The sequence below is a fragment of the Mesorhizobium sp. 10J20-29 genome, assembly GCF_054130485.1.
On record NZ_CP199156.1, the window covers coordinates 1,854,127 to 1,867,710 of the forward strand.

At 66.9% G+C, this 13,584-nt stretch carries 14 protein-coding genes; 5 read left to right on the top strand and 9 right to left on the bottom strand.

Going from position 1 to position 13,584, the window contains the following annotated elements; all coding sequences use genetic code 11:
* Window positions 1–49 precede the first annotated feature (49 nt).
* The 5 genes from ACT2BZ_RS08890 to ACT2BZ_RS08910 all read left to right on the top strand — a co-directional run bounded on the left by ACT2BZ_RS08890 (window position 50) and on the right by ACT2BZ_RS08910 (window position 4,610).
* Window positions 50–361, top strand: a complete 312-nt coding sequence (locus tag ACT2BZ_RS08890) for a (2Fe-2S)-binding protein (RefSeq protein ID WP_457940540.1) — start codon at window positions 50–52, stop codon at window positions 359–361.
* Window positions 327–812, top strand: a complete 486-nt coding sequence (gene bfr / locus ACT2BZ_RS08895; RefSeq protein WP_457940541.1) for a bacterioferritin — start codon at window positions 327–329, stop codon at window positions 810–812. The genes ACT2BZ_RS08890 and bfr overlap by 35 nt, the downstream gene beginning before the upstream one ends.
* 122 nt (window positions 813–934) lie before the next feature.
* Window positions 935–2,422 (top strand): di-heme oxidoreductase family protein, encoded by a 1,488-nt coding sequence (locus tag ACT2BZ_RS08900; RefSeq protein WP_457941258.1) that lies wholly within the window; start codon window positions 935–937, stop codon window positions 2,420–2,422.
* Window positions 2,422–3,501 (top strand): imelysin family protein, encoded by a 1,080-nt coding sequence (locus ACT2BZ_RS08905; RefSeq protein ID WP_457940542.1) that lies wholly within the window; start codon window positions 2,422–2,424, stop codon window positions 3,499–3,501. Before ACT2BZ_RS08900 ends, ACT2BZ_RS08905 begins: the two co-directional genes overlap by 1 nt.
* 2 nt (window positions 3,502–3,503) lie before the next feature.
* Window positions 3,504–4,610, top strand: coding sequence for a DUF1513 domain-containing protein (locus ACT2BZ_RS08910; protein ID WP_457940543.1), 1,107 nt, complete (start codon window positions 3,504–3,506; stop codon window positions 4,608–4,610).
* Window positions 4,611–4,647: 37 nt separating this feature from the next.
* On the opposite strand, the gene ACT2BZ_RS08915 is transcribed toward ACT2BZ_RS08910, so the two are convergent.
* The 9 genes from ACT2BZ_RS08915 to ACT2BZ_RS08955 all read right to left on the bottom strand — a co-directional run bounded on the left by ACT2BZ_RS08915 (window position 4,648) and on the right by ACT2BZ_RS08955 (window position 13,472).
* On the bottom strand, window positions 4,648–4,902 hold the full coding sequence (locus tag ACT2BZ_RS08915; RefSeq protein ID WP_457940544.1) for a DUF2934 domain-containing protein: 255 nt from the start codon (window positions 4,900–4,902) through the stop codon (window positions 4,648–4,650).
* Window positions 4,903–4,989: 87 nt separating this feature from the next.
* Window positions 4,990–5,613, bottom strand: coding sequence for a phosphonate metabolism protein/1,5-bisphosphokinase (PRPP-forming) PhnN (gene phnN, locus ACT2BZ_RS08920; protein ID WP_457940545.1), 624 nt, complete (start codon window positions 5,611–5,613; stop codon window positions 4,990–4,992).
* Complete coding sequence (locus ACT2BZ_RS08925) at window positions 5,610–6,746, bottom strand: alpha-D-ribose 1-methylphosphonate 5-triphosphate diphosphatase (RefSeq protein ID WP_457940546.1); 1,137 nt, start codon at window positions 6,744–6,746, stop codon at window positions 5,610–5,612. The genes phnN and ACT2BZ_RS08925 overlap by 4 nt, the downstream gene beginning before the upstream one ends.
* Window positions 6,747–7,454 (bottom strand): DUF1045 domain-containing protein, encoded by a 708-nt coding sequence (locus tag ACT2BZ_RS08930; RefSeq protein WP_457940547.1) that lies wholly within the window; start codon window positions 7,452–7,454, stop codon window positions 6,747–6,749.
* A 143-nt stretch (window positions 7,455–7,597) separates the two neighbouring features.
* Entirely contained in the window at window positions 7,598–8,395 is a 798-nt protein-coding gene (gene iolB / locus ACT2BZ_RS08935) for a 5-deoxy-glucuronate isomerase (protein ID WP_457940548.1), read from the bottom strand.
* Window position 8,396: 1 nt separating this feature from the next.
* On the bottom strand, window positions 8,397–8,633 hold the full coding sequence (locus ACT2BZ_RS08940) for a DUF3329 domain-containing protein (RefSeq protein WP_457940549.1): 237 nt from the start codon (window positions 8,631–8,633) through the stop codon (window positions 8,397–8,399).
* 19 nt (window positions 8,634–8,652) lie between these two features.
* Window positions 8,653–9,567: a myo-inosose-2 dehydratase gene (gene iolE, locus ACT2BZ_RS08945; protein ID WP_457940550.1), complete on the bottom strand. Its 915-nt coding sequence runs from the start codon at window positions 9,565–9,567 to the stop codon at window positions 8,653–8,655.
* 105 nt (window positions 9,568–9,672) lie between these two features.
* On the bottom strand, window positions 9,673–11,520 hold the full coding sequence (gene iolD, locus ACT2BZ_RS08950) for a 3D-(3,5/4)-trihydroxycyclohexane-1,2-dione acylhydrolase (decyclizing) (protein ID WP_457940551.1): 1,848 nt from the start codon (window positions 11,518–11,520) through the stop codon (window positions 9,673–9,675).
* Window positions 11,521–11,540: 20 nt separating this feature from the next.
* Window positions 11,541–13,472 (bottom strand): bifunctional 5-dehydro-2-deoxygluconokinase/5-dehydro-2-deoxyphosphogluconate aldolase, encoded by a 1,932-nt coding sequence (locus ACT2BZ_RS08955; protein WP_457940552.1) that lies wholly within the window; start codon window positions 13,470–13,472, stop codon window positions 11,541–11,543.
* Between the last annotated feature and the right edge of the window lie 112 nt (window positions 13,473–13,584).

Sequence of the window (13,584 nt, forward strand, 5' to 3'; positions counted from 1 at the left end):
CCAGGCGGCGCGCGACGAGCGTGCCGCCAGCCACTTCCCAGAGCGTGCCATGCTTGTCTGTCACTGCAACCTGATCACGGAAAGGGAGATCGAGGACACGATCATCCAGCTGCTCGATCAGGATCCCTGGAACCTGATCGTTCCGGCCAAGGTGTATCACACGCTGCAGAAGCGCGGGCGCTGTTGCGGCTGCTTTCCGAATGTGGTGGAAACGATCATAAGAGTTACCGAGAACTACCATTCCCGATCAGAGGTGAACGGGGTGGATATCGTTTCACACCTGGACCGCGTGCGAGGATTGCGCGGCCAATTTGGGAGCAAGGGCCATGAAGGGCGAAAAGCAGATCATAGAGCGGCTTAACGAGGCTCTGTTCCTGGAGCTTGGCGCCGTCAACCAGTACTGGCTGCACTACCGGCTGCTCGACGACTGGGGCTTCAAGAAGCTCGCCAAGAAGGAGCGCGAGGAATCCATCGAGGAGATGCACCACGCCGACCGGATCATCGAACGGATCATCTTCCTGGAAGGTCACCCGAACCTGCAGTCCCTGGCGCCGCTGCGCATCGGCCAGAACGTCAAGGAAGTGCTCGAGTCCGACCTGGCAGGCGAGTACGACGCGCGCACCTCCTACAAGAAGTCGCGCGAGATGTGTAACGAGGCGGGCGACTACGTGACGATGAAGCTCTTCGAGGAACTGCTGAAGGACGAGGAAGGCCATATCGACTTCCTCGAGACGCAGCTCGAACTGCTGAACACGATCGGCGAAGCCAAGTACGGCCAGCTCAACGCCGTCTCGGCCGACGAGGCCGACTAGGACATGAGAGCGTGCGGCACGACCTGACCTCTTCGCGCCGCGCGCCAGTGCCCGGAGTCCGGCCCGCCTGGCCGGCCTCGATCCTGCGCGTCCAATCGCTGGTCCTTGCAGCTTTCATCGCCATGCCGGGGGTGGCGGCCGTCGCCGGCGACGTGCCCGCCGGGCTGCAGACGGTGCGCCAGGACCTGACGCCCGAGGACCTTGCCCGCGTCACGGCCATCACCGCGCCGACAACCGACTTCTCGAAGGCGGAGCCTTTCGAGCTGATGCAGGGGGGCGCCGGCACCTCCCGCAAGCGCATCAACCAGGACGCCTTCTCGCATTCCTCGGCCAACCTGACCTTCGAGGAAGAAGGCACGTTCAAACTCGGCAACGGGCTGTTCCGAAAGCTCTGGGTCTCCTCGCCCTCCTCGACGCAGGCCTCGGACGGGCTCGGGCCGCTGTTCAACGCGCGCGCCTGCCAGAGCTGCCACCTGAAGGACGGCCGCGGCCATCCGCCCGAGGCCAATCCCGACGCGACCTCGATGTTCCTGCGCCTGGCGCGCGAGGCCGAGACCGCCGAGGAGAAGGCGGCGATCGCCGAGCACAGGGTGCTGAATTTTCCCGACCCGGTCTATGGCGGGCAGCTGCAGGACCTCGCTGTTCCGGGTCTCGCCGGCGAAGGCAGGATGGCGATCTCCTACAGCGAGGTGCCGGTGATGCTGGGCGACGGCAGCACGGTTTCGCTGCGCAAGCCGAGCTACAGCGTCGAGAACCCCGGCTACGGACCGCTCGGACCCACGACCACGCTGTCGCCGCGCGTGACGCCGCAGATGATCGGGCTCGGCCTTGTCGAGCAGATCCACCCGGCCGACATTCTCGCCAATGCCGATCCCGACGACCGCGACGGCGACGGCATATCGGGCAAGGCCGCCATCGTGCGTGACGGCAGGAGCGGCGAGCTGACGCTCGGCCGGTTCGGCTGGAAGGCATCGCGCCCGACGATCCGCGAACAGTCGGCCGAGGCCTTCGTCGGCGATCTGGGCATCTCCAATCCCGACATCAAGCGCGCGCATGGCGACTGCACCGAGACGCAGGCCGCATGCCTTGCCATGCCGATCGGCGTGCAGGAGCGGCTGGGCGACACGGAAGCACCCGACCCGGTTCTCGACCTCGTCACCTTCTATTCGCAGAATCTCGCCGTACCGGCCCGCCGCAAGGTCGAGGACCCGGCGGTGCTCAAGGGCAAGAAGCTGTTCTACGATCTCGGCTGTGCCTCCTGCCACACGCCGAAATTCGTCACCCGGCGCGACGCGCCCAACAAGGCGCAGGCCTTCCAGCTGATCTGGCCCTATTCCGATTTCCTGCTGCACGACATGGGCGAGGGCCTCGCCGATGGCCAGCAGGTGGGTGACGCGACGGGCACGGAATGGCGCACGCCGCCGCTCTGGGGCATCGGACTTACCAAGCGGGTCAACGGCCACACCTTCTTCCTGCATGACGGGCGCGCCCGCAATCTCGACGAGGCGATCCTGTGGCATGGCGGCGAATCCGCCGCCTCCCGCGACGGCTATGCCGCGGCAACGGCTGCCGAGCGCGCCGCACTGATAAAATTCCTGGAGTCGCTCTGATGCGCATTCACCTCGCCGGCTCACTGATGCTCGCGCTCGCTTCCGCTTTTGTCTCGCCGGCTCTCGCCAACGAGAAGGCGACGGGCATCATCACCGGCGCGATCGACGGTTTCATCCGGCCGGGCTATGCCGCCTTCCATCAGGCGACAGGCGAACTCGTCGAGGCCGAACAGGCGCTCTGCGCCGCGCCGTCGCAGCAGGCGCTCGACGCGGCGCGACAATCATTCGGCAAGACGGTCGACGCCTGGTCGAGGATCGAGATTATCCGCTTCGGACCGGTGAGCGAGGACAACCGACTGGAGCGCGTGCTGTTCTGGCCGGATCGCAAGAGCACCGGCCTGAAGCAGGTGCAGGCAGCGCTCGTGGCGGAAGACGCGACGGCGACGGATGCCGACAGCCTGGCGAAGAAGAGCGTCGCGATGCAGGGGCTGGGGGCGCTGGAGTTCGTGCTGTTCGGCACCGGCTCGGAAGGGCTGGCCGAGGCGGACGAGGACTACCGCTGCGCCTTCGCTGCGGCAATAGCCGGAAATCTCGACGCCATCGCCGGCGAGGTCGAGACAGAATGGGCCGAGCCGGACGGCTTTGCCAGGCAATGGGCCAACCCCGGACCCGACGACCCGCTTTACCGCGACGGCACCGAGGCGGTGACCGAACTGATGGACGTCTTCGTCACCGGCTTCGAGCTCGTCCGCGACGTGCGGCTGGACGGCTTCCTCGGCGAGACCCCCGAAAAGGACAAGCCCAGGCAGGCACTGTTCTGGCGCTCCGGCAAGACGATCGATGCGGTTGCCGAGAACCTTGCCGGCATGGCAGAGCTGTTCGAAGCATCGCGGCTTGGCGAGGCCGTGCGCGACGACGCCCGCTGGATCGGCAATTCGGCGAGGTTCGAGTTCGGCAATGCGGCGAGTGCCGCGGCTGCAGCCAATGGACCTGTCGCGGATGTGCTGGCCGATCCGGCGCGGCGTGACAAGCTCGTCTATCTCGGCCTCGTCACCTCCAGCCTGTCGGAGATTTTTGGCACCAGCCTTTCGGGCGTACTCGGACTGACCGCCGGCTTCTCCTCGCTCGACGGCGACTGACCATGAAGTCGCCGCTGATCGACCGCCGGGATTTTCTCAGGGCAGCTGGCGTTACCTTCCTTTCGGCGCTGGCGCCGAGGGCGCTTGCCGCGACGCTTGACGCGGACGCCGTCTTCGCCACCGCCTACCAGCAGCGCAGCGGCGCCTATGGCGTGGCGATCCTGTCGGAAGCCGGCAGGATCCTGCATACGGTCGAGCTGCCCGACCGCGGCCACGACATCACCTTCGATCCGGTATCCGGCCGCTCGGTCGCCTTCGCGCGCCAGCCGGGGACCTTCGCGGTGGTGTTCGACCCGAAGGGCAGGGCTGCGCCGCGGACCATCCAGAGCGTCGCCGGCCGCCACTTCTTCGGCCACGGCGTGTTCTCGCCGGACGGGGCACTGCTCTACGCGACGGAGAACGATTTCGAGAACGCCGCCGGCATGGTCGGCATCTATGATGCGCGGGCGAATTTCGAGCGGATCGGCGAGTTTCCGACGCATGGCGTGGGCCCGCACGAATTGCTGCTGCTCGATGATGGCCGCACCATCGCGATCGCCAATGGCGGCATCGAGACGCATCCGGACTTCGGCCGCGCCAAGCTCAACATCCCGACCATGAAGCCGTCCTTCGTGCTGGCCGACCGCACGACGGGCGAGCTGATCGAGAAGCATGAACTGCCGGCCGAGCTGCACAAGCTGTCAATCCGCCACATGGACATCGACGCCGCGGGCACGGTTTGGTTCGGCTGCCAGAACGAGGGTCCGGCGAGCGAGCGGCCTGCGCTGGTCGGGCGCGCCGTGCGCGGCAAGGAGCTGCAGCTCGTCGAGATGCCGGAGAAAGTGCTGTCTGGCTTCCGCAACTATGTCGGATCGGTGGCGGCCAACCGGCAGGCCGGCACGGTGGCGGTCACCTCGCCGCAGGGCAATTGCCTGGTGGTGATGGACGCGGCAAGCGGCGCCGTGGTGTCGGCAACGGCGCTGACGGAGGTCTGCGGCCTGGCGCCCGACCATGCCGGCTTCATGGCGACCACCGGCACGGGCGCCGTGGTCGAGCCGGACGGCACGGCATCGCAGGACGACGACCGCGTCTGGGACAACCACGTTCTCAGGATCGCGCCGGCGGTCTGACCTCCGGCAACGCCGCCCGTTTCGCGCGGGCTCCCGGCTACTTCTTGGCCTTCGTGGGCGCCTTGGCTGCTTTTGGCTTGGCCGCAGCCTTGGGTTTGGCGGCCGCCTTGGGCTTGGCCGCGGCTTTCGGTTTGGCCGCCGCCTTCGCGGGCTTCGCCGCCTTGCTGCCGGCCATGTCTATTTCGCGCTCGGCCTGCTGCCAGTGCCTGTCATGCGAGCCGCTCGGCCGTCCTTCCGCTTCCCAGATCGCATGTGCGCGCTTGCGGATCTGTTCGTCCCGGGTGCCTGTCATCGCCGCCTCCGAATGTGTTCCGACAATTCACAATAGCGAAAGGCGGGCACTGTGGCATGGGAATTTTGCGAAACCGCCTGGCAGGATTCAGACGGTGCCTGAAATGTCGGCAAAGGCCATCGCCTTGCGGATGATGCCGACAAGCTTGTCGCCGGCGATTTCGGGCGCGCCGCTGTTGTCGAGCGCGATGGCGCTGCCGGTCGTTTCGCAGGAAATCGTACGGGCCAGCCGCGCCAGCACCTCTTCGCGGGACTCCCGGCCACGGCCGGCAAGCCGGGCGGCGAGAATCTCGGGGTCGGCGGTGACCTCGACGACGGCGACGTTGGCGTAGCGTTCGCGCAGCGCCGGCAGGGCGCCGCGCGACAGGTTGGCGACGGCGACATGGCCGTTGTCCAGCGCCAGGTCGATCTCGGCCGGCAGGCCGTAGCAGAGCCCATGCGCCTCCCAGGAGAGCGCGAAGGCGCCTTCGGCCAGCGCCTTGGCGAAGGCGGCGTCGGATAGGCTGTCGTGCTCCTCGGTCTGGCCGTCGCAGGGCCGCGTGATGACGCGGCGCACGAAGTCGATCTGCGGCTCGCCGGCAAGCGCTGCGCGCGCATGCGCGATCAGCGTGTCCTTGCCGGCACCGCTCGGGCCGACCACGGCGACGAAGGCGCCGTTGCGGATCGGCAGGGCGCGGGACTGCTCCCGCTCGAGCATTGCGGACGCCATCATGCCACGCGGCGTCCCTGGCGCCAGACGGTGCGCACGACCGGGATGTGGTCGTCGACGCGGACCCGGACAAGGTCGGCGCGGCGGCCGGCCTCGATGACGCCGCGGTCGTCGAGCCCGACGGCCTCGGCGGGGTTTTTCGACACCATGGCGACGGCCTGCGGCAGCGAGATTGCCTCGACGGCCTCACCAAGGAAGAAGGCCGACTGGATGAGGCTGAAGGGGATGTAGTCGGACGACAATATGTCGAGCATGCCGCCGGCCGCCAGCGTGCGGGCCGAGACATTGCCCGAGTGGGAGCCGCCGCGCATGACGTTGGGGGCGCCCATCAGCACGCCGAGGCCGGCATCCTTGGAGGCACGCGCCGCCTCCTCGGTGGTCGGGAACTCGGCGACGCGGATGCCCTGTTCGATGGCCTCATCGACATGCGCGATGGTGGCGTCGTCGTGGCTGGCCAGCACGATGCCGCGCTCGCGGCAGGCTTGCGAAATGGCGATGCGGTTGGGGCCGGAATTCTTCGCCGACTGCGCCATGCGCTTCTCGCAATAGTCGCGGAAGGCCTCGTCCGACAGCTTCAGCTTGCCCTGGTAGTAGAGCGCGTAGGCCTCGAGCCTGGCGAACTGGCGCTGCCCGGGCGCATGGTCCATCAGCGAGGCCAGCTTGACCCGGGCGTCACCGTCGAACTGGTTGAAGGCCTCGACGCAGTCGGACGCCGAGACCTCGCAGCGCAGGTGGATGAAGTGGTCGGCGCGCAGCCGGTCGCGCGCGACGCTCTCCTCGATCGCGCCGGCGAGCTTGCGCATGTCCTCGATGGTCAGGTCGGCGTCGTAGTCCATGCCGACGCGCAGCGCGTCGAACACGGTGGTGATGCCGGCCGTCGCCACCTGGGCGTCATGCGCGAGCACCGAGGCGACCGGGTTCCAGCGCACTTTCGGGCGCGGCGCGTAGTGGCCCTCGAGATGATCGGTGTGCAGTTCGACGAGACCCGGAATGACGTAGTCGCCTTCCATGTCCTCGCCGGTGCGCGCGTTGTTGCTGGCGACCTCGGCGATCTTGCCGTCGCGCATGACCAGCGAGCCCGTCACGACTTCGTCGGCGAGCACGATCCTGGCGTTGGTGAGTACCGTTTCGTTCATTCAGGCGGTCTTTCTTTCGAGTCGGCGGCCGAGCCGGTGCCAGGATTTCACCACGAAGGGCGCGCCGGGCTCCGGCTCGACGAACAGCGCGAGGCCGTCGAGCGATATGGGTTTGGCGAGCGCCGGGGCGAAGACCTCGTCGATGGCAGCGCGCACGCGCGGCAGGTCGGGGTCGGCGACGCGGCCGGTAAGCGTCATGTGGAAGCGGAAGGACTGGAAAACGTAAGGGTAGCCCCACTGGCAGAGGTTGCGGAACTCGTCCTGCGACAGCTTGTCGGGATTGCGGCGGCGAATGTCTGCCTCCGACAGGGGCGCGCGGAACGCTTCGAATTGCTTGACGATTTCGCCGGCGAAACGATCGAGCTCGGGCGAAGGCGCGGCCGGCACCAGCGCCAGGAAGCCATCAAGCCGGGCGGGCGCCAGTCCTGCCAGGCCGACCGGTTCGGCGGCGGCCGAAAACGATGCCAGCGCCGCGTCGAGCTCGGCTTCGGTCTTTCCCTCGGCCAGCACGAAGGGAGCCTTCAGCGTCGCATGGAAGCCGTAGCGGCGCGCGCTCGCCGTGTGATAGGCGATCTCGGCAGGCGACAGCGCAGTGACTGCTGGCGCCTGTGGGACGGTGCCCATGAAGGGGTCGCGGCCAAGCCAGCTCGCGGCGGTTCGCGCAAGCGGATCGTCCTGACCCGGGGTGAAATAGATAGCGTAACGCATCGAAAATCCTCGTCGGCTTCGACCCATTAGGTGATTTGCATGACGAAATGACGAAGCCGGCTTAATTGGCCCGGCTGATAGCAGAGGCTTGGTCCCAAGTCATCATGCCAGCCAGCGCAGGCAGGATGGCCGAAAGCGCGGCGTCACGCCTTCATCAGCCATTCGTGTTCGGCTGCGTTGTGGAATTTCCATGTCCGCTTCGGCCCGGCCATGACGTTGAGATAATAGAGGTCGTAGCCGTGGCAGGTCGCGCAGGGGTGATAGCCCTTGGGCACCAGCACCACGTCGCCGTCCTCGATGGCCATGGCCTCGTCGAGCGAGCGGTCGTCGGTGTAGACGCGCTGGAAGCCGAAACCCTGTGGCGGGTTGAGGCGGTGGTAGTAGGTCTCCTCGAGATAGGATTCGGCCGGCAGGTTGTCCTGGTCGTGCTTGTGCGGCGGGTAGCTCGAGGTGTTGCCGGCCGGCGTGATGACCTCGACGACGAGCAGCGAGTCCGCCGGCTCGTTCTCCGGCAGGATGTTGGTGACGTGGCGGACGTTGCTGCCCTTGCCGCGCACGATCGGGTCGCGGCTTTCCGGCGCAATGACGCGCGCCGGCAGGCCGCCGCCGAGACCGGGCGCACTGCAGACGGCGAGTTCGAGATCGGTGTCGGCGGTGACGCTCCAGTCGGACTTTTCAGGCACGTAGACCGACCATGGCTTGCCCTCGAAGGGCGTCATGCGCTCGCCGAGCAGGCCGAGATCCTTGCCAGCGGCGGTGACCTTGCCCTTGCCGGTGACGAAGACCAGGCAGACCTCGCGGCCCTCGGTCCTGGCCGAGACGCTTTCGCCGGGTTTCAGGCGGTGCAGGTCGAAGCCGACATAGGTCCAGCCGGCCGTCTCCGGCGTGACGTGGGCGACGCGGCCGTGGCCCCTGTCGGCCTTGACGATCAGCTTGGACATCTCACTTCTCCTTTTCGTCGGCGGGCGTCTCGCCGGCGTCGGGCGCCGGCGCATCCGGATCGACCGGCTTGTAAAGATAGAAAAACTGCCAGATCGCGTAGGCGGTGAAGGCGGCTGCCGCCATGCCCCAGCCCGTCGAGCCCATGGAATATTCGAAGACCGCCCAGCCCGCGCAGACGAGCACCACCAGGATGCGCCGCCAGAGCGGCCGGAAAAACGGGTGCTCGTGGTCCTTCATGCCTGTTCACCATGCCTTTTCATTGCGGGAATCCCCGGGTTTCGACGCTGTAGCCGGCGGCCGTCATCACCCGCATCAGTTCCTTGTGGCCGACCTGCGCCATCTTCAGCGGCGGGTTCTTCCTGGGGTCCTGCTCGGCCTCGACGACGAACCAGCCCTCATAGCCGTAACCGGCGAACTTTTGAACGATGGCGCCGAAATCGAGCGACCCGTCGCCGGGCACGGTGAAAGCGCCCAGCGCCACCGCGTCGAGGAAGGATTGTTTCGTGCGGTCGAGGCCGTCGATGACCGCCATGCGCACGTCCTTGACGTGGACGTGGCTGATGCGGGCGTGGTGATTGTCGATGGCGCGCAGCACGTTCCCGCCGGCAAAGGCCAGGTGTCCCGCATCGAGCAGCAGCGGGATGCCCTCGCCCGAATGGCGCATGAAGGCATCGAGCTCCGGCTCGGTCTCGACCACCGCCGCCATGTGGTGGTGGTAGGCGAGCGGCATGCCCTCGTCCGCGCACCACTCGCCGAACTCGGTCAGTTTTTTCGCATAGGCCTTCATCTCGTCGTCGGAGAGTTTCGGCTTCGTTGCCAGCGGCTTCGAGCGGTCGCCCTGGATCGAGCGGCCGACCTCGCCATAGACGATGCAGGGCGCGTCGACCGCCTTGAACAGCTCGATCATCGGGCGGATGCGGTCCTTGTTCGCCGCCATCTCCTCGTTGACCAGCGTGCCCGAGAACCAGCCGCCGCAGAGCGTCACGTCGGCCTTCTTCAAGATCGGCAGCATGACTTTCGGGTCGCTCGGAAAGCGGCGGCCCATCTCCATGCCGGTGAAGCCGGCCGAGCGCGACTGCGCCAGGCACTCCTCCAGCGACACGTCGTCGGAGAGTTCCGCAAGATCGTCGTTCCACCATGCGATGGGGGACATGCCCAGTCTGGCTTTCAAGTCTTTTGCTCCAGTGTGAGAGCCTCCCCCTCGTGGGGAGGTCGCGGGTGGGGGTAAGTCTGGATGCTGCGCGCCGACCCTCCCGCAAGGGAGGGCAAGCCAGCGCTAGTTCACCAGGTGCTGCATCCTGCGGTTCTTCTCGTAGTCCGCGCGCGCCTTGTTGACGCTCGGGCGTTCCGAGACTTCCGGCACCGCGACATCCCACCAATGGCCGCCGGCATCGGTCGAGATCAGCGGGTCGGTGTCGATGACGATGACCGAGGTCTTGGTGTCGGCCTCGGCCTCCTTCAGCGCACGCTCGAGTTCGGCGATCGAGGCGACCTTGCGCGACACGGCGCCCATCGAGGCGGCATGCGCGGCGAAGTCGATCTCCGGCATCACCTCGTGTTTGGCGTCCTTCAAAAGATTGTTGAAGTTGGCGCCGCCGGTCGCCATCTGCAGCCGGTTGATGCAGCCGAAGCCGCGATTGTCGAGCACGACGATGGTGAGCTTCTGGCCGAGCATGACGGAGGTGGCGATCTCGGAATTCAGCATCATGTAGCTGCCGTCGCCGAGCATCACGATGACGTCGGCATCGGGCTTGGCGAGCTTAACGCCGAGCCCGCCGGCAATCTCGTAGCCCATGGTCGAGAAGCCGTATTCCATGTGGTAGCTGCCCGGCGCGCCGGAAGGCCACAGCTTGTGCAACTCGCCGGGCAGCCCGCCCGAGGCGCAGACCAGCGTCGCGCCGGAGCCGCGCGCCCGATGCACGGCGCCGATGACATGGGCGTCGGACGGCAAGGTGTTGGTCGGGTCGGTGACCGCCTTGGCGGCTTTCAGCCAATCGGCACGGGCGGCGTGTGCCGTCGAGACCCAGGCATCCGGCGACTTCCAGTTGCCGAGCCGCGCCTCGAGCGCTTCGAGACCGGCCCTTGCGTCGGCGACCAGCGGCAGGGCGCGGTGCTTGCCGGCATCGAAGGCCTGCGCGTTCAGCCCGACGATCCTGACGCCATCGGCCTTGAACAGCGCCCATGAGCCGGTGGTGAAATCCTGCAGGCGCGAGCCGACCGCAAGTACCACGTCTGCCTGCTCGGCGAGCAGGTTGGAGGCCGACGAGCCGGTGACGCCGACCGAGCCCATGTTGAGCGGATGGTCGTGCGGCAGGCTCGACTTGCCGGCATTGGTCTCCATCACGGGAATGCCGTGCGTCTCGGCGAAAGCCTTCAGCGTCGCGGCGGCTTCGGAATAGAGCACGCCGCCGCCGGCGATGATCACCGGCTTCTTCGCGGCCTTCAGCGCGGCAACCGCCGAGTCGAGTTCGCCGGCGTCCGGCTGCGGCCGGCGCGGCGTCCAGACGCGCTCCTCGAAGAAGGTTTCCGGATAGTCGAAGGCCTCGGCCTGCACGTCCTGGCAGAGCGACAGGGTGACCGGGCCGCAGTCGGCGGGGTCGGTCAGAACCTGCATGGCGCGGTGGAGTGCCGGGATGATCTGTTCGGGCCGCGTGATGCGGTCGAAGTAGCGCGATACGGGGCGGAAGCAGTCATTGGCGCTGACCGTGCCGTCGCCGAAGCTCTCGACCTGCTGCAGCACCGGGTCGGGCGCGCGGTTGGCGAAGACGTCGCCGGGCAGGAACAGCACCGGCAGCCGGTTGACGTGGGCCAGGGCTGCCGCGGTGACCATGTTGGTGGCGCCCGGCCCGATCGACGAGGTGGCGGCCATGAAGCGGCGGCGGAAGCTGGCCTTGGCGAAGCCGATCGCCGCATGCGCCATGCCCTGCTCGTTGTGGGCGCGGTAGGTCGGCAGCTCGTCGCGCAGCTGGTAGAGCGCCTCGCCGACGCCGGCGACATTGCCATGGCCGAAGATGGCCCAGACGCCGCCGAAGATCGGCAGCTTCTCGCCGTCGATCACCGTCATCTGGCGCGCCATGAAACGGGTCAGCGCCTGCGCCATGGTCAGGCGGATGGTATTCGTCATCGTCTTCTCCTCCCGTCTCTCTATGCCGCTTTCCGGCCGCGCACGGCAAGCCAGGATTCCGTCAGGCGCTGGAAGCGCGCCGCCATGTCGTCGATGGCCGCCTCATCGGAGATCGTGCCGGCCAGCCACTTTTCCGCGGCGTCGGCAAACAGCGTCCGGCCGACGGCGAAGCCCTTGACGATGGGCGCGTTCGCGGTGGCGGCGAAGGCCGCCTCGAGTTCGGCCTGTGGCGCCTCGAGGCCGAGCAGCACGATGCCGCGGCACCAGGGGTCGTGTTTCGCGATGACAGTCTCGATCTTCGCCCAGGCCTCGGGCGAAGCCTGCGGTTCGAGCTTCCACCAGTCGGGCTTGATGCCGAGCGCATAGAGTTCTTCCAGCGCGCGCGGGATGGTGTCCTCGTCGAGCGTCCCGTGCTTGCCGGCGATGATTTCGACGAGGAGTTCGCGGCCCACTTTCCGCGCGGCATCGAAAAGGCTGCGCAGCTTCTGCTGCTGTTCCGTCTTCAACTCGGCGGGGTCGTCGGGGTGGTAGAAGCTCAGGCACTTTATGCAGTGATCGACCGGCCATTCGACCAGCTGCGAGCCGATGTCCTGGCTGAATTCGAAGCGCAGCGGCCGCGAACCCGGCAGTTCGACCGGGCGGCCGAGCCAGGAAAAACCGTGCCTGGCATATTCGAACATCGCGCTGCGGCCATGCTTCTCGTCGAGCAGCATGCCGTAGCCGGGGCGGCCATCGGCGACGCGCGCCGCGGCCTTGACCGCCAGAACCTTGAAGTCGCCGATGCGCGAAGGATCGGCGCCGGCACGTTTCGCGATGTCCTCAAGCTGGATGCGATGGTCGCAGGCAAAGGCCATCAACGACGGGACGTCGTTGCGGCGCGTCGTCGCCCAGTGAATGTGGTTCAGCGCCTCGTCCTTGCGCAGCGCGCGATGCGGGCTGCCGTTCTTGAGGAAATACTGCAATTCCTCGAAGCTCGGATATTCCGGCGCGCAGAGCAGCCGCGACACGGCGAAGGCGCCGCAGGCATTGGCCCAGGTGGCGGCAGTCTGAAGTCTTTCGCCGCCGAGCCAGCCGCGCAGCAGGCCCGACATGAAGGCGTCGCCGGCGCCGAGCACGTTGTAGATCTCGATCGGAAAGCCCTTGCCGACGATGCCGTCCTCGAGGTCGTCGCTGATGGCGCCGTCATAGACGATGCAGCCCATCGCGCCGCGTTTGAGGACGATGGTGGCGGATGACAGCGAACGGATGGTCTTCAGCGCGCCAAGCACGTCGTCGGCGCCGGACGCGATCATGATTTCTTCCTCGGTGCCGACGATCAGGTCGCAATCGGGCAGCACGGTCTTCAGCCGCGACGAGACATGGTCCGACTTGACGTAGCGCTCAAAACCCTCGGCGTGGCCGGCGAGGCCCCAGAGGTTGGGGCGGTAGTCGATGTCGAACACCACCTTGCCGCCACTCGCCCTGGCAATGCGGATCGCCTTGCGCTGCGCGGCGTCGCTGTTGTCGCGCGAGAAATGCGTGCCGGTGACGACGATGGAACGCGCCGAGCGGATGAATGCCTCGTCGATATCGTCTTCGGACAGCGCCATGTCGGCGCAATCCGTGCGCATGAAGATCATCGGCGAGACGCCCTCGGCCTCGACGGACAGCAGCACCAGGGCCGTCAGCCTTTCCCCGTCGATGGCGATGCCCTCGACCGAGACGCCCTCGCGCACCAGCTGCTCGCGGATGAAGCTGCCCATCTGCTCGGCGCCGACGCGGGTAAGCAGCGCCGAGCGCAGGCCGAGGCGCGCGGTACCGACCGAAATATTGGCCGGGCAGCCGCCGACCGACTTGGCGAAAGAGGCAATGTCTTCGAGGCGCGAACCGATCTGCTGGCCGTAGAGATCGACCGAGGCACGGCCGATGCAGATGACGTCGAGCGGCCGATCGTCTGCGTGCGTTTCGGTCATGGTGTTGCCTCCCGTCGAACGGCTGCTAGCATCTTGCACATCTGCATAGGAAGCGTGGAATGAAACACACATTCCATTTGACAGTCAATGTGGAATATTTATTCTGCGCGCA

Bases quoted from the DNA above. Each gene is read 5' to 3' on its own strand.
- ACT2BZ_RS08955 (WP_457940552.1), bottom strand. From the start codon at position 13,472: ATGACCGAAACGCACGCAGACGATCGGCCGCTCGACGTCATCTGCATC.
- ACT2BZ_RS08890 (WP_457940540.1), top strand. From the start codon at position 50: ATGCTTGTCTGTCACTGCAACCTGATCACGGAAAGGGAGATCGAGGAC.
- iolB (WP_457940548.1), bottom strand. From the start codon at position 8,395: ATGTCCAAGCTGATCGTCAAGGCCGACAGGGGCCACGGCCGCGTCGCC.
- ACT2BZ_RS08940 (WP_457940549.1), bottom strand. From the start codon at position 8,633: ATGAAGGACCACGAGCACCCGTTTTTCCGGCCGCTCTGGCGGCGCATC.
- ACT2BZ_RS08905 (WP_457940542.1), top strand. From the start codon at position 2,422: ATGCGCATTCACCTCGCCGGCTCACTGATGCTCGCGCTCGCTTCCGCT.
- iolD (WP_457940551.1), bottom strand. From the start codon at position 11,520: ATGACGAATACCATCCGCCTGACCATGGCGCAGGCGCTGACCCGTTTC.
- ACT2BZ_RS08910 (WP_457940543.1), top strand. From the start codon at position 3,504: ATGAAGTCGCCGCTGATCGACCGCCGGGATTTTCTCAGGGCAGCTGGC.
- ACT2BZ_RS08900 (WP_457941258.1), top strand. From the start codon at position 935: ATGCCGGGGGTGGCGGCCGTCGCCGGCGACGTGCCCGCCGGGCTGCAG.
- phnN (WP_457940545.1), bottom strand. From the start codon at position 5,613: ATGATGGCGTCCGCAATGCTCGAGCGGGAGCAGTCCCGCGCCCTGCCG.
- ACT2BZ_RS08930 (WP_457940547.1), bottom strand. From the start codon at position 7,454: ATGCGTTACGCTATCTATTTCACCCCGGGTCAGGACGATCCGCTTGCG.
- ACT2BZ_RS08915 (WP_457940544.1), bottom strand. From the start codon at position 4,902: ATGACAGGCACCCGGGACGAACAGATCCGCAAGCGCGCACATGCGATC.
- ACT2BZ_RS08925 (WP_457940546.1), bottom strand. From the start codon at position 6,746: ATGAACGAAACGGTACTCACCAACGCCAGGATCGTGCTCGCCGACGAA.
- bfr (WP_457940541.1), top strand. From the start codon at position 327: ATGAAGGGCGAAAAGCAGATCATAGAGCGGCTTAACGAGGCTCTGTTC.